This window comes from Kitasatospora sp. NPDC004745, from assembly GCF_042873275.1.
In the GTDB taxonomy this organism is placed as follows: domain Bacteria; phylum Actinomycetota; class Actinomycetes; order Streptomycetales; family Streptomycetaceae; genus Kitasatospora.
This window is the reverse complement of the sequence record NZ_JBIALK010000033.1, coordinates 71,338-91,837: the sequence shown is the minus strand read 5'-3', so window position 1 is coordinate 91,837 and position 20,500 is coordinate 71,338. Positions and strand designations below refer to the sequence as shown.

At 75.1% G+C, this 20,500-nt stretch carries 15 protein-coding genes; 10 read left to right on the top strand and 5 right to left on the bottom strand.

Features of this window, described 5'->3' with window-relative positions; translation table 11 throughout:
- The first annotated feature begins 355 nt into the window (after positions 1 to 355).
- Positions 356 to 967, top strand: coding sequence for a TIGR03086 family metal-binding protein (locus ACFYUY_RS35420; RefSeq protein ID WP_387906986.1), 612 nt, complete (start codon positions 356 to 358; stop codon positions 965 to 967).
- A 54-nt stretch (positions 968 to 1,021) separates the two neighbouring features.
- Here ACFYUY_RS35420 and ACFYUY_RS35415 read toward each other — a convergent pair whose 3' ends face one another.
- Entirely contained in the window at positions 1,022 to 2,686 is a 1,665-nt protein-coding gene (locus ACFYUY_RS35415) for a histidine decarboxylase (RefSeq protein ID WP_387906983.1), read from the bottom strand.
- 182 nt (positions 2,687 to 2,868) lie between these two features.
- Here ACFYUY_RS35415 and ACFYUY_RS35410 point away from each other — a divergent pair, with 182 nt between their 5' ends.
- A complete protein-coding gene (locus ACFYUY_RS35410; protein ID WP_360223335.1) occupies positions 2,869 to 3,360 on the top strand; it encodes an Lrp/AsnC family transcriptional regulator in 492 nt (163 codons plus the stop codon).
- A gap of 65 nt (positions 3,361 to 3,425) precedes the next feature.
- Here the strand turns inward: ACFYUY_RS35410 and ACFYUY_RS35405 are convergent, their stop codons facing one another.
- The 4 genes from ACFYUY_RS35405 to ACFYUY_RS35390 form a co-directional block, all read right to left on the bottom strand.
- Positions 3,426 to 5,102 carry a CocE/NonD family hydrolase gene (locus tag ACFYUY_RS35405; RefSeq protein WP_387906981.1) on the bottom strand — a complete coding sequence of 559 codons (1,677 nt, stop codon included), beginning with the start codon at positions 5,100 to 5,102 and terminating at the stop codon, positions 3,426 to 3,428.
- Positions 5,103 to 5,315: 213 nt separating this feature from the next.
- Positions 5,316 to 6,185 carry a hypothetical protein gene (locus ACFYUY_RS35400; protein ID WP_387906978.1) on the bottom strand — a complete coding sequence of 290 codons (870 nt, stop codon included), beginning with the start codon at positions 6,183 to 6,185 and terminating at the stop codon, positions 5,316 to 5,318.
- A gap of 269 nt (positions 6,186 to 6,454) precedes the next feature.
- On the bottom strand, positions 6,455 to 7,522 hold the full coding sequence (locus ACFYUY_RS35395) for an oxygenase MpaB family protein (protein ID WP_387906976.1): 1,068 nt from the start codon (positions 7,520 to 7,522) through the stop codon (positions 6,455 to 6,457).
- A gap of 153 nt (positions 7,523 to 7,675) precedes the next feature.
- Complete coding sequence (locus tag ACFYUY_RS35390) at positions 7,676 to 8,206, bottom strand: EF-hand domain-containing protein (RefSeq protein ID WP_387906974.1); 531 nt, start codon at positions 8,204 to 8,206, stop codon at positions 7,676 to 7,678.
- A 383-nt stretch (positions 8,207 to 8,589) separates the two neighbouring features.
- Here ACFYUY_RS35390 and ACFYUY_RS35385 point away from each other — a divergent pair, with 383 nt between their 5' ends.
- The 8 genes from ACFYUY_RS35385 to ACFYUY_RS35350 all read left to right on the top strand — a co-directional run bounded on the left by ACFYUY_RS35385 (position 8,590) and on the right by ACFYUY_RS35350 (position 20,496).
- Positions 8,590 to 10,230, top strand: coding sequence for a Re/Si-specific NAD(P)(+) transhydrogenase subunit alpha (locus ACFYUY_RS35385; RefSeq protein WP_387906972.1), 1,641 nt, complete (start codon positions 8,590 to 8,592; stop codon positions 10,228 to 10,230).
- On the top strand, positions 10,227 to 11,690 hold the full coding sequence (gene pntB / locus ACFYUY_RS35380; protein WP_387906970.1) for a Re/Si-specific NAD(P)(+) transhydrogenase subunit beta: 1,464 nt from the start codon (positions 10,227 to 10,229) through the stop codon (positions 11,688 to 11,690). Before ACFYUY_RS35385 ends, pntB begins: the two co-directional genes overlap by 4 nt.
- A 228-nt stretch (positions 11,691 to 11,918) precedes the next feature.
- A complete protein-coding gene (locus ACFYUY_RS35375; protein ID WP_387906967.1) occupies positions 11,919 to 12,362 on the top strand; it encodes a hypothetical protein in 444 nt (147 codons plus the stop codon).
- A 287-nt stretch (positions 12,363 to 12,649) separates the two neighbouring features.
- On the top strand, positions 12,650 to 14,638 hold the full coding sequence (locus ACFYUY_RS35370; RefSeq protein ID WP_387906965.1) for an FAD/NAD(P)-binding protein: 1,989 nt from the start codon (positions 12,650 to 12,652) through the stop codon (positions 14,636 to 14,638).
- A complete protein-coding gene (locus ACFYUY_RS35365) occupies positions 14,635 to 16,083 on the top strand; it encodes an adenylosuccinate lyase family protein (RefSeq protein ID WP_387906962.1) in 1,449 nt (482 codons plus the stop codon). The genes ACFYUY_RS35370 and ACFYUY_RS35365 overlap by 4 nt, the downstream gene beginning before the upstream one ends.
- 635 nt (positions 16,084 to 16,718) lie before the next feature.
- Positions 16,719 to 17,981 carry a phenylacetate--CoA ligase family protein gene (locus ACFYUY_RS35360; RefSeq protein ID WP_387906959.1) on the top strand — a complete coding sequence of 421 codons (1,263 nt, stop codon included), beginning with the start codon at positions 16,719 to 16,721 and terminating at the stop codon, positions 17,979 to 17,981.
- Positions 17,978 to 19,348, top strand: coding sequence for an MFS transporter (locus ACFYUY_RS35355; protein ID WP_360222238.1), 1,371 nt, complete (start codon positions 17,978 to 17,980; stop codon positions 19,346 to 19,348). Before ACFYUY_RS35360 ends, ACFYUY_RS35355 begins: the two co-directional genes overlap by 4 nt.
- Entirely contained in the window at positions 19,345 to 20,496 is a 1,152-nt protein-coding gene (locus tag ACFYUY_RS35350) for a GNAT family N-acetyltransferase (protein WP_387906957.1), read from the top strand. Before ACFYUY_RS35355 ends, ACFYUY_RS35350 begins: the two co-directional genes overlap by 4 nt.
- Positions 20,497 to 20,500: the final 4 nt, after the last annotated feature.

Genomic DNA, 20,500 nt, shown 5'->3' with positions numbered 1-20,500 from the left:
ATCCCCGCTCCGAAAAGCGAATCCGACCGCAATCCGATAAAACGAGCACGCCGAATACGCACCGAGCCGCGACAAAGCGCGACCCAGCCCGAGCCAGGAAGTGGTGTTTCGAAGGATTGGCCGCCCCGGGACCGTCCGCGCCGATGCGTGTCCGGTGCTCCCTGCCGAGCGACTTGGTAACACTACTCCTCCCCGGCGCCCAGGACAAATGGCGGTTCGGGGGCGGCCGGGCACTCTGGGTGACCACGCGTCCGGGGGCGGGCGTCGTCGAACGAACTGGGGCCCGCAGGCCTGGCGAGTCACGCCCGGTAGTTGTTTACTGGGAGTGATCAGGGCAGGAAAAGGAGGCCCGGCGATGGAATGTCCACACCCATCCGGGTTCCACGCCGAGGTCCGCTCGCAGTACGCCGCGGCGGGGGCCGAGGTGGCCAGGCTGGTACGAGCGGTTCCCGACGATCGATGGACGGCGCCCACGCCCTGCCAGGACTGGGACGTACGCGGGCTCGTCAACCACCTCGCCGCGCAGCACCTGTGGGTCTGCCAGGCCGTGGCCGGTTACACCCCCAAGGAGATCGGCCACCGCTTCGAGGGCGACGTGCTCGGGCTCAACCCGGCCGGTGTGTGGGAGATGGCGGTGAGCAGCGCGATGCGTGCGCTGTACCGGCCGGGCGCCCCGGACCTGCTGGTGCACCTGCCGTACGGGGTGCGCGACGCCGGCGGGTACGCCCGGGAGCTGACCGCGGAGACCGTCGTGCACGCCTGGGACCTGGCGCGGGCGCTGGGTGAGAGCGGGCGGATGCCGCGCGGCGCCGCGCCGTACGCGCTGGCGGAGTTCCAGGGCTACCGCAACCTGGCCGGCACCGGGATGTTCGATCCTCCGCGGGTCGCCCCGCCGGGGGCGGACGCCCAGGAGGAGCTGCTGGCCCTCACCGGCCGCGATCCCCACTGGTCGGCCGAACGCATCTGAGCGGGTGCGGCGGCCGACGGCCCGTGAGCCGCCGGGCACCGCGCCCCCGAGCCGTCAGACCTGACGGGTGGGCAGCCCCAGGATGGCCGGGTCCTCGGCGAGTTCGGCCAGCAGGGCGTCGAGCTTCGCCCGGTCGACCGACGGCATCACGAAGACGTGCACGTAGCTGCGGCGGGTGGACTCGTCACCCGGGACCATCAGCACGTCCTGGGAGGACAGCGACCACTTCGCGACCAGCTCCGCACTGGGCTTGCGGAACCGCACCGTGACGGCGCCCGGGGTGCGGGCCGGCCAGAGCTCGACGCCGAGCTCGGACTCCATGGCGACCAGGCGGCGCTCCAGGTAGTCGGCGAGCTCCTGGGCGCGGCGGATCCGGTCGACCTGGTCCTGGTAGGAGTGCCGGGACAGGTGGTCCCAGAGGACCAGCGGGGAGAAGCCGTTGCGGGAGCCGGCGAAGGTGGTGTCCGGCGCGCCGATGTAGTCGGGCTGGGACGGGGGCGAGATCTGGTACTTCACCTTCGTCATGTAGATGCCGCACGGCCAGGGCGCGCCCGGCCACTTGTGGCCGCTCATGGCTATCGAGGAGACCATGTCCACCTCGCCGTGCCCGGCGGTCGGCAGCCGGAGGCCGAAGTCGAACTGCGGCAGCCGCGTCTCGGGGGTCCAGCCGTACGCCGGGTCCTCGGCGGCCATCCGCATGAAGGGCGCGTAGCCGGCGCCGAGGGCGCCGTCGACGTGGATCCAGAAGCCCCGGCGGAGGTCGACGAGCGGCTCGCCGGTGCGCGGGTCGGTGCCGTAGACCACCTCTCGGCGGACCAGGCCGTGCCGCTCGAAGATCGGCAGCAGGCGCTCGCAGACCGCCTTGACGTCGTCGTGCGCGCCCTTGAAGGTGCTGCCGAGGTTGAGGTTGACGAAGACCGGGTGGCCCTTGGCGGCGAAGAACTCGACGAGCACCGCGAGGGCGTCGACGTCGATCTCGCCGGGGCCGTCCCAGGAGCCGCCCGAGGGGCCGGGGGCGGAGGGCACCTCGGTGGGCCACTCGCGGCGGCCGGTGGCGGGGTCGACCAGCGGGCACTCGTCCGCGTACTTCTCCAGGCCGACGGCGTGGAAGGTCTCGACGCCGAGCACCCGGACGGCCTTGGCGAAGGAGTAGTGGGTGTCCTCGGAGTAGAACGCGACCGGGCGGTGGGCGTTGGGGTTGTGCCGGTCCGGCGCGGCCTGCACGTAGCGCAGCGCGTCGAACGGTGCGGTCGGCGGCTGGATCAGGGCCTTGCCGCTGAGGTAGTCGCGGGCGTTCCAGAGGGCGTACATGTTGCCCTCGGTGGAGCCCATGGAGAGCATGTAGCCCCAGTAGGACTCGGGGTCGGCCGGGTCGTGCGGCCGCTCGGCGTTCCACAGGGCCGCGTAGTAGTCGAGGACCGCGCGCTCCAGGACCTTGGTGTTCGGCTTGTAGCCGCCGCTCTGGAACGGGTCCCCGAGGTTGTTGATGTTGTTCGGCATGAACCGGGCCAGGTCCAGGGCGCAGCCCTGCATGTCCTGGGTGGCCTGGTAGCCGACCAGGTGCTCGCGCTTGCGCGACAGGTACTCGTCGACCGTGTCGAGGGCCCTCAGGCGCTGGTCGTCGTCCAGACCGCCGGTGGGGAGCACGAACTCGCGTCCGTCCAGCTCCGGGCCCGGGTCGACGGCGGGCGCGGCGGCGAAGGTGGCGGTCGGGCTCATGGGCAGGGCACTCCAGGATCGCTGGCCGGCCGGTCCACGGCGCGGGGAACGGCGGAGGGGCGTTCGCCGCTCGCGGCCAGGATGGAACTTTCCGGCCCGGTGCGGAAGATCTCCCGAAGAAGATTCGGTGGACGGCCGTCGTGGTTTGCGGATCGGCGGAATCACCTGGGATCCTGGGCGCCATGCCGAATAATCCGCAGGGCCGCAGGGGCCCGGTCGACGACGTGGACCGGGCGATCATCCGCACGCTCGCCGACAACGCCCGGATGCCGAACAACGCGCTCGCCGAGGCGGTGGGCATCGCCCCGTCCACCTGTCTGGCCAGGGTCCGCACCCTCCAGGAGCGCGGCATCATCCGCGGGTTCCGGGCCGACGTCGACCCCGCGGCGATCGGGCTGCCCCTGCAGGCGATGATCTCGGTGCGGCTGCGGGCCCACACCCGCGAGCAGAACGAGAGCTTCCGCAGCACCGCGCCCGACCTGCCCGGGGTGCTGGCGGTGTTCCACATGGCCGGCTCCGACGACTACCTGCTGCACGTCGGTGTCGCCGGCCCGGAGTCCCTGCGCGACTTCGTCGTGGACAACCTGACCACCCACCCGGCCGTCGCCCAGACCAGGACCAACCTGATCTTCGAACAGATAGCGGGGCGCCGCTACCTCGCCCCTGAGCACTGACCGGCCGCGTCGCCGGGCCGTCCCGTCCGGAGGCGCGGAGGCGCGGCCGGGGACCGCTCCCGCGGTCAGCGCAGCGGGAGCACCAGTGCGGACGGGTCGGCGGCCGTGGACCCGAAGGTCACCGTGCCGCCCGGCGGGGTGTCGCCCCCGTACAGGGCGTCCCGGGTGCCCAGCACCACGGCGAGCCGGTGGCCCGCCGGCAGGTCGTAGGCCGTCGGGAAGAGCGTGACGTCCAGGGGGAACGGCTGCCCGGGCACCCGGCCGGACCAGCTCTGCGGCGCGTGCGAGATCAGCCGGCCGACGCCGAACGCGCCCACGTCGTAGAGGTAGGCGACGACCGTCCCCCGCGGGCTGGAGGCGGTGACGGTGGTGTGCACCCGGGCGGCGCCGCGCACCTCCAGGCCCTGCGGGTAGGGCGGGGACTGCCGGACGACGGCGGCGGAGCGGTCGAGCAGCGGGAGGAGCACCGTCGGCGGCTGGTGCACCCGCTGGTCGAGCAGCCCGGACAGCAGGGCGACGCCGCCGCCGGCGCCGGACGCGGTGTCGCCGAGCACGGTCGTCCGCCACTCGGGGGCGTCGGCCGGGCCGCCGGGGGTGTCGGCGCCGAGGGAGTCTGCGCCGAGCGGGAGCCGGTCGGTGCGGGAGCTGACGGACCGCCAGTCGGGGTGGGTCTCGTGCGCGCCGGTGGGCCGGACCTCCAGCTCGACCCGGCCGGACCGGTCGGGGGCGGCCGGTGCGCCCATGACGTACTGGTCGAGCCAGGCACGGGCGCTGTCCCAGGTGGCGTTGTCCAGTCCGAGCAGACCGGTGAACTCCTGGCTCGCGTGGTCCCCGGGGCGCAGTTCGAGTCGCTTGGGCCCGGTCAGCCCCTGGTAGAAGTCGGTGATCTGGCCGGGGTTGAAGAAGCTGTCGCCCCAGGCGTTGGCCAGCAGGACGGCGGTGCCGTTCGCGTTGATCCGGTCCAGGTAGCGGGCCGGGGACCGGGTGTCCGCCCAGCGGACCACGTCGGGTAGGTCCCGGTCGGCGAAGAGGTCGTCCAGGACCCGGGTGAACCCGGGGCCCGGCCGGCCGGTCGGGGCCTGGATTCCGGCGAGCACGGCGGCGGCCTGGAGGTGGCGGGTCCGCCCGCTGTACAGCGAGTCGGTCAGGTCGGCCCAGCCGCTCAGCGAGGCGACGGCCTTGATCCGCGGGTCGAAGGCGGCGCCGAGCAGGGTGAGGCCGCCGCCGAGCGAGAGGCCGACCATGCCGACCCGCTCGCGGTCGGCCGGGGTGTGCGCGAGCGCCCAGTCGATCACCGTGGAGACGTCGGCGACGTCCTCGGGCCCGGCGACGTCGACCTGGCCGCCGGAGCCCCAGAAGCCCCGCACCGTGTAGGTGACGACGACGTACCCCCGGGCGGCGAGCGCCCGGCCCTGCGCGACGTACTCCAGGTCGTGCTGCCCCCAGCTGGCCGGCTGCACCACCAGCGGGTGGCGGCCCCGGGCGTCGGTGCCCGCACCGCCGGGGGCCGGGGTGAACACGTCCGCCTTGAGGACGACGCCGTCCCGCGCCGGGATGTCGGCGAGCCGGAAGGAGTCGACGCCCGACACGGCCGGGGACGGGGCCCCGGACGCGGCCGGGGTGGCGGCCGGCGGAGCGGCCGCACCGGCGGGCCCGGCGACGGCGGCCCCGCCGAGGGCGAGCGCCGCCGTGAGGACGGCGCTCACGGTCCGGCGTGCGCGGCCTGGGTGGGATCGTTCCATCGTTGCTCCGTCTGTGCTCGTCCGAACCACTGGGCTGCCGGGAGCCTAGCGATCTGACGATTGCTCAGAGGAGTTGTCGATCAGCCAAATTACTGGCCGGTAACAGCGGTCGGGCGAGGCGACGCCGTCGTCGTCCGGGCGGCACGGTCGCCGGCCGGGGCGCGCCGGGGCGGACGGCACCGGGGCGGACGGCACCGGGCCGATCGGCCGGTGTCAGGCCAGCGACTTGGCCTGCCAGTACCGGAACTGCTCCAGCGGGTCGCCGTCCAGCACCCACGGCCAGTCGGTCACCGTGTCGCCGAGCAACTGGAACGCGCCCGTGCACTCGCGCCCCCGGCCGGCCTGCACCAGGGCGAACGCGAGCAGGTTCAGGTCGGCCTGCGCGGCCGCGTGCTGCAGGTATCCGGGGCGGGTCCAGGTCGCCAGGGCGCCGTCGAGCACCCGGGCGGCGCGCACCCCGGTCCACTGTCGGCGGGCGAGCAGCGCCTCCACGCCGCCCTTGGCGGTGGTGCGGGTGTGCTCGTCGACGACCGCGGTGAGCTCCACGCCGACGGCCGGCGCGTTCGCCGGCACCGCGGCCCGGACGGACTCCACGAAGTCCATCTGGCTGCTGCGCGACCCGCACTCCTCCGGCGAGAGGTACCGCAGCATCTCCAGGTGCGCCTCGCGGTTCCAGCTGTCGCGGGTGGTCACCTCGTGCCAGACGGCGAACAGCTCGCGCGAGTCGGCGCGCATCAGGCGCAGGATGCCGAGCAGCACGACCCACGGGGTCGGGTCGTCCGGCGCGAGGTCGGAGGCGCGGTAGCAGTTCTCGGCGGCGGCCCTGGCGTCCTCCATCCGGCCCGCGTGCCGGCCGCGGACCAGCTCGACCCACGCCTCGAAGACCAGCGGGTCGGCGCCGGCCGGGCGCCGCAGTCGCCAGGTCCGGGCCAGCGCGGACGGCGCGGCGACCTCGGCCAGCACGACCATGCGGTGCGTCCGGCGGTCCCAGTCCTTACCGGTCTCCTGGAGGAGCCGCTCGACCTGGTCGACCTGAATGGCGTCCTGGCCGGGCATGCCGGAGGATTTCAGCTGCCGCCGCACGCGGCCCAGTTTGACGTCGTCGAGTTCCGGACGCAGACGCGGACCGGAAGCGCGAAATCTTCGAAGGATCGACACGCGCCGCAGCCTAGGCCCCGTCCGGAATTCCGGACACCCCCCGGATCCAATCGTTATTTCCGCGATTCCAGTGACGCCGCGCTTGCGTACGGCGACCACCCCGGCGGAATGATCATCCGGGCGCAGAATTCCCCACCGGGCATTTCCGGAATTGACCGTGCGTCAGAAAATCGGAATTCCGGCGGCCCGGCGGCTCAGCCCACCGCGGACCCGCCCGCGGCCGGCCGGTCCGCGGGCGGCACGACGGCGGGTGCGGCGGGTGCGGCGGGTGCGGCAGGTGCGGCAGGTGCGGCGGGTGCGGCGGGTGCGGCCGCCGGTGGTACGGCGCCGCGGGGGGCGCCCTCCGGCCGCGCGGTGGCGCGCGCGTGCGCGGCGGCCCGGATCTGCGAGGGCCCGCAGGCCCAGACCATCACGCGCCCGCCGGTCCGCGCCAGCGGACGGTCCCACCCGGAGCGGACCAACCGGGGCCGCCGCACGCCGAGTTCGTCCCTCGCCCAGCCGGGCAGCAGCCCGATCGAGGCGTTCGTCAGCAGCCGGACGGCGGCGCGCTCGCGGCGGCTGCGGCCGAACCCGCGCAGCAGCCGGAGCACCTCCAGGGCGGCCGGGGTGACCGTCAACTCCGGCCGGATCCGGGCCAGGTAGGCCGTCGCCTCGGACCGGGAGCGGGGTATCGCGGTGGCGCCCAGCCGCTCGGCCACCAGGGACGCCTCGGCGAGGTAGCCGTCGCACTCGGCCGCGGACAACGCGGTGGCGGCGAAGGCCTGGTGCCCGGCCAGGAAGCAGAGCACCTCAGCGGTGTGCACCCAGGTCAGCAGCTCCGGATCGTCGGCGCGGTAGGCGCGGCCGTCCGCCGCCGTCCCGCGGATCCGCGGGTGGATCCGCCGCACCGCCGCGATCGCCGCCTCGGCCGCCGCCGTCGAGCCCAGCGTGGTGGTGGTGACGAAGCGGGCCGTCCGGTGGAGCCGCCCGGTCGGATCGACCCGGAAGTCGGAGTGCGCGTCGACGGCGGCCATCGCCAGCGGGTGCAGGGACTGCAGCAGCAGCGCGGCGAACCCGCCCACCAGCATCCCGGCCGGGTGCCCGTGCACCCGCCACACGACGCTCGCCGGCCCGAAGAGGCCCTGGTCCCCGGCCGGCCGGTCGTACCGTTCCAGGTGCAGGTCCTGCCCGTGCACCGTCGCGTTGATCTCCGCCAGCAGCCGCGCGCGCAGTGCGGCCAGCGGCGCCCACCCGCCCGCGGTCCCGATGATCGTCCCCACCACGCCAACCCCTCCGTCGCCGAGGCCCACCACCCTACGGCGACCGGCCGGGCGGCCGGTCGGGCGGCCGAGCGGGCGCCGTAGGGGCGGCGACGGGCCGTCCGGGCCGCCGGACGCGGCTCCGCGCACGACGCCGGGGGTACCCCGGCCGGCCGGTCAGCGGACGGGCAGCTGCGGCGCCCCCGGGCGGGCGCCGCCGTAGGCGTCGGCCATCGGGGAGGCGCCGGTGGTGAGGAAGTCGTGGATCGCCGCCAGGTAGGAGGCCCGGTCCACGGCGCCGTCGCCGTCCTCGTCGAGGGCGTCGAAGGCCGCGGCGGCACCGTCCTCGCTGTTGCCGGTCGCCGCCCTCAGCCGGGTGAACTCCTGCCGGGTCAGCCGGCCGTCGCCGTCCGCGTCGGCGAGGTCGAACAGGGAGCCGAGCGCGGGGCGGCAGGACCGCTCGAACGCCTCGTGGCCCGCCCAGGACCGGTACTCCTCGAAGGTGACGCGCCCGTCGGCGTCGGCGTCCATCTGCCGGAACACCTCCTGGTGGGCTTCCCGGGCCGCGGCGACCAGGGGGTGCTGCGGGTCCCGTCCGGTGGCCGCGGCCGCGCGGTCGACCCGCGCGAGGTACTCGCCGTGGGAGATCACCCCGTCGCCGTCCGAGTCCAGCATCCCGAAGATGTACTGCTTCGCCGAGTCCGACACGTCGTCGCCTTCCGGTTCAAAGGGGGCCCCGGGCAGGGACGTTACCGGCGGCGGGCACCCGGCGCGGGGCCGACACGACGGCCGGTCCGGTGGGCGGTCCGGGGCCGGCCGGACCGCGCGGCGGATCCCCGGCGGGAAGGGGCGGCCGTCCCTTCAGGGGGCGTGGTCCGGCGGCGCCGAGCCCCCCTGATGGAGCAACCCGGGCCCGCGGTGCGGGGGCGCACGAGGCAGGCGCGGACGGGGCCGTGAGGCTCGTCACTGCTTCGACGCCTCGGCGCGCAGGCTGGGTAGGTGTACGTTCCAGCGACCGACGGGCGGGGTATCCGCCCCGATCGCAGACGCCCCGTCAGCGTTGCCCTCCGATGAAGGAGAGACACCGGACAATGGCTGCACAGGTCCCGCACCACCACCCACCCCAGCGCATCGGCGTGGTCGCCGAGTCGACCCACGGGGAGACCCGCGTCGCGGCGACCCCCGCGACGGTGCGCACCCTGCTCGGACTCGGTTACCGGGTCGTCGTCGAATCGGGGGCCGGCAGCGCCTCCGGCTTCACCGACGCGGCCTACCGCGAAGCCGGCGCGGGCATCGGCGACGCCTGGGCGGCGGAGGTGGTGCTGAAGGTCAACGCCCCCTCCTCCGACGAGATCGGCCGGCTGGCCGAGGACGCCGTCCTCGTCGGCCTGATCGCACCGGCGCAGAGCCCGGAGCTGCTCAAGGCGCTGTCCGCGCGCCGGGTGACGGCGCTCGCGCTGGACGCCGTCCCCCGGATCTCCCGGGCGCAGTCGATGGACGTGCTCAGCTCGATGGCGAACATCGCCGGGTACCGGGCGGTGATCGAGGCGGCCCACGTGTTCGGGCGGTTCTTCACCGGCCAGGTCACCGCCGCGGGCAAGGTGCCACCGGCGAAGGTCCTGGTGGCGGGCGCCGGCGTGGCCGGACTCGCCGCCATCGGGGCCGCGTCCAGCCTGGGCGCGATCGTCCGCGCGACCGATCCGCGGCCCGAAGTCGCGGACCAGGTCAGGTCGCTGGGCGGCGAGTACCTCGCCGTGGACGTCGCCCAGGAGGCGAGCACCGACGGCTACGCCAAGGCGACCTCCGCCGACTACGACCGCGCCGCCGCCGCGCTCTACCACGAGCAGGCCGGGGACGTGGACATCGTCATCACGACCGCGCTGATCCCGGGCCGCCCCGCCCCGCGGCTGATCACCGCGGCGGACGTCGCGGCGATGCGGCCGGGCAGCGTCATCGTCGACATGGCCGCCGCGCAGGGCGGCAACGTCGAGGGCACCGTGGCGGGCCGCACGATCGTCACCGACAACGGCGTCACCATCATCGGCTACACCGACCTGGCCGCCCGACTGCCCGCCCAGGCCTCGCAGTTGTTCGGCACCAACCTGGTGAACCTGCTCAAGCTGCTGACCCCGGGGAAGGACGGGCTGCTGGTCCTCGACCTCGACGACGCCGTCCAGCGGGCCGTGACGGTGGTCCGGGCGGGCGAGATCACCTGGCCACCGCCGCCGGTGGCCGTGTCGGCCGCCCCCGCCGCCGCACCGGCCGCCGCGACCGCACCTGCCGCGCCGCAGGCCGGGCGGCCCCGGCTCACCCCGGCCGTGCGGTTCGGCCTGATCGGCCTGGGCATGCTGGCGGCCTTCCTCGCGATCGCCGCCGCGCCGGCCCGGCTGGCCGAGAACCTCACGGTGTTCGCGCTGGCGGTGGTCATCGGGTACTACGTGATCGGCAAGGTCCACCACGCCCTGCACACCCCGCTGATGTCGGTGACGAACGCGATCTCGGGGATCGTGGTGATCGGCGCCCTGTGGCAGATCGGGCACGAGAGCCGGGTCGTGACCGCGCTGTCGTTCGTGGCGGTGCTGCTGACCAGTGTCAACGTGTTCGGCGGCTTCGCCGTCACCCGCCGCATGCTGTCGATGTTCTCCGCCTCCCCCGGGCCGGCCTCCCCCGCCCAGGCCTCCCCCGGGCCGGCCGGCGCCCGGTCCACCTCACCCGAAAGGCGAGCCCGATGACCGCCACGACGGCCTCGCACGCCGCGGACCTCGTCGCCGCCCTGCTGTTCATCCTCAGCCTGGCCGGACTGTCCCAGCACCGGACCTCCCGCGCCGGCGTCGTCTACGGCATCGCCGGCATGGCCCTCGCCCTGGTCGCGACCGTGGTGGTGGCGGCCCGGAGCATCAGCGCCGGCGCCATCGCGCTGATCGTCCTCGCGATGGCGCTCGGCGGCGCGGCGGGCCTGTGGCGGGCGCGCCGGGTCGAGATGACGCAGATGCCCGAACTCATCGCCGTGCTGCACAGCTTCGTCGGGCTCGCCGCCGTCCTGGTCGGCTGGAACGGCTACCTGGAGGTCGAGGCGCACGGGTCGGCCCAGACCCGGGTCCCCGGCGAGCTGCTGGGCATCCACCACGCCGAGGTCTTCATCGGCGTCTTCATCGGCGCGGTCACCTTCACCGGCTCGCTGGTGGCCTTCCTGAAGCTGTCCGCCCGGATCGCCTCGCGACCGCTGACGCTGCCCGGCAAGAACCTCCTCAACCTGGGCGCGCTGGCCGCCTTCGCCGGGCTGACGGTCTGGTTCACCGTCAGCCCGGACCCCGGCCCGATGATCGCGGTCACCGTGCTCGCGCTCGCCCTGGGCTGGCACCTGGTCGCCTCGATCGGCGGCGGCGACATGCCGGTCGTCGTCTCGATGCTCAACAGCTACTCGGGCTGGGCCGCGGCCGCCGCCGGGTTCCTGCTCGACAACAACCTGCTCATCGTCACCGGGGCGCTGGTCGGGTCCTCCGGCGCCTACCTGTCGTACATCATGTGCCGGGCGATGAACCGCTCGTTCCTCTCGGTCATCGCCGGCGGGTTCGGCATCGAGGCCCCGACGGGCGGCGCCGAGGAGGACGGGGAGCACCGCGAGATCACCGCGGACGAGACCGCCGAACAGCTCGCCCGGGCCGGCTCCGTGATCATCACCCCCGGCTACGGGATGGCCGTGGCCCAGGCCCAGCACCCGGTCGCCGAGCTGACCCGCCGGCTGCGCGAGCGCGGCGTCGAGGTCCGGTTCGGCGTGCACCCCGTGGCCGGGCGCCTTCCCGGCCACATGAACGTCCTGCTGGCCGAGGCGAAGGTGCCGTACGACGTCGTCCTGGAGATGGACGAGATCAACGACGACTTCGCCGTGACCTCGGTCGTCCTGGTCATCGGCGCCAACGACACCGTCAACCCCGCCGCCATGGACGACCCGGCCAGCCCGATCGCCGGCATGCCGGTGCTGCGGGTGTGGGAGGCGGAGCAGGTGGTCGTGTTCAAGCGCTCGATGGCCTCCGGCTACGCGGGCGTGCAGAACCCGCTGTTCTTCCGCGAGAACAGCAGCATGCTGTTCGGGGACGCCAAGCAGAGCGTCGAGGCGATCCTGCGGGCGCTCGACGAGCGCGCCCCGCAGGCCCCGGCCGCCCCGCTGCGCCAGCCGACGGCGGCCGGGTAGCCCGCGGCGGCGAGCAGGCGTGGAGCGGGAAGTCGGCCCGGCCGACTTCCCACTCCACGGCGCCGGTCCGGCCCAGGTGGGCGGGCGGCCGGACAGGGAGGCGTGCAGCAGCCGGGTTCGCGGGACACCCGTGTTGATCCGTGCACGACCGACCCCCGGCCGATTGAATCGACCCGTTCGTCGACCAGCGGCGCCACCCGGTGCCGCGCGAGCGAGGGAGCCCGACCGGTGGCACGCGTACCGAGCCTGATCTACGGCATCAGCAAGTCCGACGAGCGGCTGCTCAGTCTGCTCGGGCCCAAGGAGCACGTGGTCCTCCTCCCGGGCACCGAAGGCGAACTGGAGGCCCAGTCGTGGGAGGTGGAGGAGCTCGACAACGGCAACGTCCTGCTCCGCAACGAGCGACACCGCACCTTCGCCGGCTACGACGGCGATCCCCGGGAGAACGCCGAGGTCGTCGGCTCCTACGAGCCCCGGGAGTGGCAGCTCCGCCCGGTGTCGCACCCGGACGACTCCCGCTACCACGTGGTGGTCCCCGGCGGCCCGGTCGGCGGGGTGGAGCTGACCCTCGACCTCAGCGTCCTGGACATCGCCCCGCAGCGGATCGCCCTGCGGCCGCTGGACGCCCACGACCAGCAGCAGGTGTGGGACTTCCTGATCCACCTCCCCTGAGTCAGCCCGCGGCCCCGGAGCCGCGGGAAGAGGACACCGAGGCCACGGCCCCACCGCGCAGGCGGTGGGGCCGTGGCCGTTCCACGCCCCGAGCCCGGGCACCGTCACCGCCGCCGCGGCGAACCAGGCGGCGCTCCAGCCCGATCCGAGCCCGGGTCGACCGCCACGGCCGACGGTTGCGGATGGAAGGAGGCGCTGCGGGGACGGCGGACGCTCCGTTCCGCCCGGCCGCCCGGGCCGACCGCACCGGGATCCCCCTTGCCCATCTGCTGAACGGAGTTGGCGTAGTGAGCAGCGGACGTTTGGAACTGTGCCTGGTCGGCGCCGGTCCGCGCGGCCTGTCCGTCCTCGAACGGATCTGTGCGCACGAGCGGAGGCGCCCCCGCTGGGGGCGGATCACGGTGCACGTCGTGGACCCGGACCCGGCGGGCTCCGGCCGGGTCTGGCGGCCCACGCAGTCCCGGCAGCTGCTGATGAACACCGTCGCCTCGCAGGTCACCGTCTACACCGACGCGAGCCTCAGCATCGAGGGGCCGCTGGAGGAGGGCCCGAGCCTGTACCAGTGGGCGAAGGCGCTCGGCCCGAGCGCGCTCACCCCCGGTTCCGGGGCGGTCTACGACGACGAGACCCTCGCCGAGGCCCGCGACCTCGGCCCGGACACCTACCCGACCCGCGCCCTCTACGGCCACTACCTGACCTGGGTGTTCCGGCAGGTCACCGCGACCGCGCCGGCGCACGTCTCGGTCCGGGTGCACGCCGAACGGGCCGTCGCCCTGGAGGACGCCGACCCCGGGTACGACGGCGCAAGCCAGACCCTGGTGCTGGCGGACGGCACCCGGCTGGCCGGGCTCTCGGCGGTGGTGCTGGCCCAGGGGCACGTCCCCGCGGTCCTCTCCGCCGCCGAGCGCGAGCTGGCCGGATTCGCCGAGCGCCACGGCCTGGCCTACGTCCCCCCGGCCAATCCGGCCGACGTGGACCTCTCCTCCGTCGCCCCTGGCGAGGCCGTCCTGATCCGCGGTCTCGGCCTCAACTTCTTCGACTACATGGCGCTGTTCTCGCACGCCCGCGGCGGGGTCTTCGAGCGCGTCGACGGCCGGCTGGTCTACCGCCCGTCCGGCCGCGAGCCGCACCTGTACGCGGGCTCGCGCCGCGGCGTGCCGTACCACGCGCGCGGCCGCAACGAGAAGGGCGCCCACGGCCGCCACCTCCCCCGCCTGCTGACGGCCGAGCACGTCGCGCGGCTGCGCGCGGGCGGCCGGCGGATCCGGTTCGGCACCGAGCTGTGGCCGCTGGTCGCCAAGGAGGTGCAGACCGTCTACTACCGGGCGCTGCTCGCCGCCCGCGGCACCCCGGCGCTCGCCGCCGAGTTCGCCGACCGCTACCTGGCGGCCGAGCCCGGCGAGGCCGAGGACGGGCTGCTCGCCGAGTACCGGATAGCCGCCGGGGAGCGCTGGGACTGGGAACGGATCTCCCGCCCCTGGGGCGAGCGCGTCTTCGCGGACACCGCCGACTTCCGCGCCTGGCTGCGGAACCACCTCGACGAGGACGTCCGCCTCGCCCTGCAGGGCAACGTCAGCGGCCCGTTCACCGCGGCCCTGGACGTGCTGCGCGACCTGCGCAACGAGCTGCGCCTCGCCGTCGACCACGCCGGGCTGGACGCCGACTCCCACCGCGACGAGCTCGACCGGTGGTACACCCCGCTCAACGCCTTCCTGTCGATCGGCCCGCCCGCCGCCCGGATCGAGGAGATGGCCGCGCTGATCGACGCGGGCGTCCTGGAGCTGACCGGCCCCGGCATCCGCGTCGGCACCGACGCCGACGACCCCCGGGGCCCCGCCTTCACCGCCACCGGCGACCTCGCCGACCTGGCGGTCCGCGCCACCGTGCTGATCGAGGGCCGGCTGCCCGAGATCGACCTGCGCCGCACCGAGGACCCGCTGATGCTCCACCTGCTGCGCACCGGCCGGTGCCGCCCGTACCGCATCCCCGCGAGCGTCGGCGAGGACTACGAGACCGGCGGCCTCGCGGTCTCCGGGCGGCCCTACCGGGTGCTGGACGCCCAGGGCGTGCCGCACCCGCGGCGCTTCGCCTACGGCGTGCCCACCGAGTCCGTGCACTGGGTCACCGCCGCGGGGATCCGCCCCGGCGTCGGCTCGGTCACCCTGGAGGACTCCGACGCGATCGCCGCCGCCCTGCTGGCCCTGCCCGAGCTCCCGGCCCCCCTGTCGGACGGGGAGTTCCGGGCGGCCGACGAGAAGGCGCGGGCCGGGGCATGACGGACCACCGCACCGACGCCCACCTCGACGCCGGCCTGCTCTCCCCCGTCCGGGTCGGGTCCCCCGTCGAGGCCGCGGTCGGCGACACCGCCTGGCTGCAGGCGATGCTCGACGCCGAGGCCGCGCTGGTCCGCGCCCAGGCCCGCTGCGGCACCGTGCCCGCCGCGGCGGCCGCGGCGATCACCCGGGCGGCGCGGGCCGAGCACCTGGACGTGCGCGCCCTCGCCCTGGCCGCGCGCGAGACCGCCAACCCGGTGGTCGGCCTGGTCGGGGCACTGACCGCCCGGGTCGCCGCCGAGTCGCCCGGGGCCGCCGAGTACGTCCACCGCGGCTCGACCAGCCAGGACGTCTTCGACACCGGCGCGATGCTGGTCGCGGCCCGGGCCCTGGCCCTGATCACGGCCGACCTGCGGGCCGTCGCCGAGGCCTTCGGCGATCTGGCGGCCGGGCACCGGGACACCGCGATGGCCGGCCGGACGCTCGCCCTGCACGCCGTGCCCACCACCTTCGGCCTGAAGGCGGCCGGCTGGCGGCAGCTGGCCCTGGAGGCGGCCGAGCGCCTGGACCGGGTCGCCGGGGGCGGGCTCCCGGTCGCCCTCGGCGGCGCGGCCGGCACCCTGGCGGGCTACCTCCAGTACGCCGGCGAGGGGGCCGACCCGGCCGCCGTCCTCGACGGCCTGGTCACCGCCTTCGCCGAGGAGACCGGTCTGGCCGTGCCGGTGCTGCCCTGGCACGCGCTGCGCACGCCGATCGCCGACCTGGGCGCGGCGCTCGCCCACACCGCCGGCGCCCTGGGCAAGATCGCGGCGGACGTGCTGGTGCTGGCCCGCACCGAGGTCGGCGAGGCCGCCGAACCCACCGCCGCCGGCCGGGGCGTGTCCTCGGCGATGCCGCACAAGCGCAACCCGGTGCTCGCGACGCTGATCCGCTCGGCCGCGCTGCAGGTCCCCGCGCTGGCGTCGGTCCTGGTCCAGTGCCTGGCGACCGAGGACGAGCGCTCGGCGGGCGTCTGGCACGCCGAGTGGCAGCCGCTGCGCGAGTGCCTCCGGCTGGTCGGCGGGGCCGCGCACACCGCCGCCGAACTGGCCCGGGGCCTCACCGTCGACCCGGAGCGGATGCGGACCAACCTCGGGGTCACGGGGGGCCAGATCGTCTCCGAGCGGGTCTCGGCCGTGCTGGCCCCCCTGCTCGGGAAGGCCGCGGCCAAGGACCTGCTGACCCTGGCCTCGCTCCGGGCCGCCGAGAGCGCCCGCCCGCTGACCGAGGTGCTGGCCGGGCTCCCGCAACTGGCGGGCGTGCTGACGCCCGCCGAGCTGGCGGGCCTGCTCGACCCGGCCGGCTACACCGGCGTCGCCGGGGCCCTGGTGGACCGCGCGCTGTCCGACCGGGACCGGCACCCGCTGCGCGCGGACGACACCGCGGCCGTCCGGCACGAGCGGGCGTAGGGCGCACCCGGCACGGCGCCCCGGGGGCGCCGTGCCGCCCGGTGCGCCGCCAGCCGCCAGCCGCCAGCCGCCGGCCGCCCACTGCCCGCCGCCCGCCGCCCGCCGAACGGCGGAGGCGGACACCCCCTGAACGGCGGGTGGCAATTCCGGCATCCGCGCCGCAATCAGGCGGCGCCACATGAAATGTCGTTAATTCAACTACAGAAATGGGGAATCCGACGCCCGCCCGCGGATTCCCCGCCGAGCCGGCGCGGCCGTGAGATCCAGCTCACCCTTTCGCCGAGCTTTCGCTACCCTTTCGCCGGAAACCCCCTGCTGACGGGAGCTCAGGTCGTATCCGCACCGTTCTGATGCAGGATCATGCTGCAATCCAAGGAACATTCGGATGCTAGCCTTGGTTTCTGCGAGCGAGAGGCCCCAACACTCCCGATTTCGCATCAGCTGACGGACCGTCCACGCGCCCACCGGACCACCGGTACGCACGCCCGGCCCGTTTCCCGCCCCCCGTGGCCCGCCCGGTCCCGGCGGAATCGAATTCCGCCGACCGCGGTCCCGGCCATCGCCTCCGACCCATCGGGCGCAGCCGTGCACCACTCGGCCTCGCCCGGCCCTCGCATGCCTAAAAGCAGGAACTGATGCCCGTTCAACCCCTGGCGGAGCTCATACGCTTCGCACGCCGCAATTCGCCCTTCTACGCCGACCTCTACACCGGCCTGCCCGACCGCACCACGGCCCTCACCGACCTCCCGGTCGTCCCGCAGGCCGAGTACTGGCAGGCCAACACGCCCCGCCACAACCGGCTGCTGACCGGGCCGCTGGAAGAAGCCGTCGTCTTCAAGAGCGGCGGCACCACCGGCTCGCCGAAGTTCTCCTTCTACAGCCGGGAGGAGTGGCGGGAGTTCACCACCTCCTTCGGCGCCGGACTGGTCGACGCCGGACTGCGCCCGGGCCACCGGGTCGCCGACCTCTTCTACGCGGGCGACCTCTACGCCAGCTACACCTTCATCCTCGACTCGCTGCACCGCTCGCCCGTCTCCAACGTCCGGCTGCCGATCGGCGGGGCCGCACCGCTGGAGTCCACCGCGCAGACCCTGGAGCAGTTCGAGGTCGAGGTCGTGGCCGGCACCCCGACCACGCTCTGCGCGCTCGCCGACCACCTGCTGGCCTCCGGCCGCGCGCTCCCCCGCGTGGAGCTGCTGCTGTTCGGCGGCGAAGGCCTCTACCAGGACCAACTGCCCCTGCTGCGCACCGTGTTCCCCAACGCGAGGGTCTCCTCGATCGGCTACGCCGCCGTCGACGCCGGGCTGCTCGGCCGGCCCGTGCCGGGCCCGGACACCCGGGTGCACCGGGTCTTCGCCCCGGAGACGGTGGTGGAGATCCTCGACGACCACACCGGCGAACCGATCACCGCCGCCGGGGTGCCCGGCCGGGTCGTGGTGACCGACCTGCGGCGACGGCTGATGCCCGTACTGCGCTACCCCGTCGGGGACCGCGCGGAGTGGACCGACGCCGCCGCCGGACGGTTCCGCATCCTCGGCCGCGCCCAGGAGGGCGTCCGGGTGGGCCCGGTCTCGCTGTACACCCAGGACGTGCTCGACCTCGTCCGCGCGGCCGACCCGGCCGAGCGGGTGAACGGCGTCCAGCTGGTGGTGCGCCGCTGGGAGGCCCGCGACGGACTGCTGCTGCGCCTGGCCCACGACGGGAACCCCGACGGGCTCGCCGAGCTGGCCGACGCCGTGACCTCCGGGCTCCACGCGGCACGGCCGCTGTACCCGGAGGCCGTCGCCGCCGGTCACGTGCACCCGCTCTCCGTCCAGTGGGTGCGCCGGGCCGAGCTCGCCGTCAACGCGCGGACCGGCAAGCTGATCCGCGTCCTCGACGAACGGCCGAACGCGTGACCGCCACCGGGGCGGCCGGCGCACCCGCCCGGCGCACCCCGCTCGTCCTGCGCAACCGGCGGTTCGGCGCCGTCTGGGCCGCGCAGGTGCTCACCCAGGCCGCCGGCCGGATGTTCCAGGTCGGCGCGGTGTGGTGGCTGATCGCCCACGCCGCCGGCTCCGACCGCGGCCTCGCCTCCGGCGCCTTCCTCGCCGTCAGCACCCTGCCCGCGGTCGTCCTGGCGCCGCTGGTGGCCGGGCTCATCGCCCGCCGCCCGCACCGTGCCGTCCTGGGCGTCTCGGCCGCCGTCGCCGGTCTGGTCGCCCTCGGCACGGCCGCCTGGACGTCCGCCACGACGCCGCCGGCGCTCGTCACCTACGGCGCCGCGCTGGTCCTGGCCGGCTGCCAGGCGGTCTTCGACCCCTGCCTCACCACCGCCGTCCCCGAACTCGTCGAGGACGCCGACATCGAGGCCGCGACCGGTTTCGAGCTCGCCACCCAGTCGCTGGCCGGGCTCGCCGGGGGTCTGCTGGGCCCGCTGGTGGTCGACGCCACCGGCCTGGCGGGCGTCGTCGCCGGGTGCGCGGGCGCCTACCTGCTGGCGGCCGCCGTGATCGGCGTGACCCGGTTCCCGGCCACCCCCGCAGCGGCGGCCACCGCCGACGCACCGACCACCGACGCACCGACCACCGACGCGGCGCCCGCCGCCGGGCGGCCGCTGCGCCGGATCCTGGCCGAACTGCCGTTCATCCGGCGCGTGCTGCTCTGCTTCACCGCGGCGAACGTCTTCACCACCGCGGTGTTCGTGGTGATGCCGCTGTACACCCGCACGGTGCTGCACGCCGACGGGTCGACCGTCGCCGCCCTGGAGGCGGCGCTCGGCGCCGGCACGCTGGTGGGCTCGTTCACCGGAGGCCGCCTCCCGGGCGCGCCGACCGCGGTCGGCGCCGGGTGCCTGGCCCTGATGGCCGCCGCCCTCGGGCTGCCCGGTCTGGTCGGCGACCGGGCCGGCCAGGCCACGGCCGTGGGGTCGATGGCGCTCGCCGGCTGGTGCGTCGGCGTGATCGGCGTGCGGTTCGTGGCGCTGTTCCAGCGGATGGTCCCGGCCGAGGACCGGCCCGGCTTCTTCGCCGTGATGCAGGCGCTGCTGGGGGCGACCTTCCCGGTGTCGTCCCTGGTCTTCGGCCTGCTCGGCGACCACCTCCCGGCGCGGACGCTGTGCCTGGTCCAGGCCGTCGGCGTGCTGCCCGTCGCGGCCGCGCTGTGGTGGACCGGCCGCCGGCACACACCGGCCACGGACGCCGACGCAGACGCCGACGCGGCCACAACCACGGTCACGGCCGCTGCCACCGCGGTGTCCGCGGAGCCGATCGGGGGCGGGCGATGACCGTGACGATGACCATCGCGCCCGCCGCCCCGCAGGACGTCGCACAGCTGCGCCAGCTCTACTTCGACGTCTACGGCCACGGCTACCCGGTCGCGCTCGGCAGCGATCCCGAGGAGATGCGCCGCCGGATCGACGACCCGCACACCCACTGGCTGACCGCCCGGCACGACGGCGCCGACCAGCTGGCCGGTTCGGTGGCGGTGCAGACCGACCCCGGCGGCCGGATCGGCAAGCTGGTGGGCCTGGCGGTCCACCCCGAACAGCGGGGCGGCGGACTGGCCGGCCGCCTGACCGCGGCGGTCTGCGCCGACGCCTTCGCCGCCGGCACCGTGGACTCGGTCTACGCGACCGTCCGGGTGGTCACTCCCGGTCCGCAGCAGGTCTTCGCCCGCAACGGGTTCCAGGCCCTCGGGTTGCTGCCGAACGCCGTCGAGGTGGCCGGGTGCGAGAGCCTCGCACTGTTCGCCCGCCACGCCGACGGCGTCCTGACCCGGCGCCAGGGCGTCGACCAGGTGCCCGGAGCGCTGCTCCCCCTCCTCGAGGCGGCCCGGCGCAGCACCGGCGTCGGGTACGGTCGGCCGCGCGCCGCCGAGGGGCCCGCCCGGCCCGTCGCGCGGAGCGCGCCGGTGACCGCGCCGATGGAGCTCATCAACGCGCCTGGCTTCGTCCGCCGCCGGTTCCTGGAGCACTTCCCCGACCCGGGCGAGCGGTTCTTCCCGCTGCACCTCCCGAACACCGTGCTCACCCCGCCGGACGGCGCGTTCGAGGCGTACGCCGATCTGGACCGGTCCGCGGCGAGCTGCTCGCTGGTCGCGGTGCACCCGTCCCCGGCGGCCGTCGCCGGAGCGCTCGAACCGCTGATGGCGGCCGTCACCCGCGCCGGCGCCGACTACGTCGAGACCCTGCTGCCGCTGGCCGACACGGCCGGGCTCGACGCCTTCCTGGCGGCCGGGTTCGTCCCCAGCGCCCTCTACCCGGCGATGCGCCGGATCGGCGACCGGTTCCACGACTACGTGGTGCTGTCCCGCACCAGCCGTCAGATCGACTTCAGGACCACGGCCGTCAGCGAGCCGCTCCAGCCCTACCTGCTGGCCTACCTGACCGCCTGGACCTCGACCTACCTACCCCTTTCCGAGGTTGCCCCGTGACCGT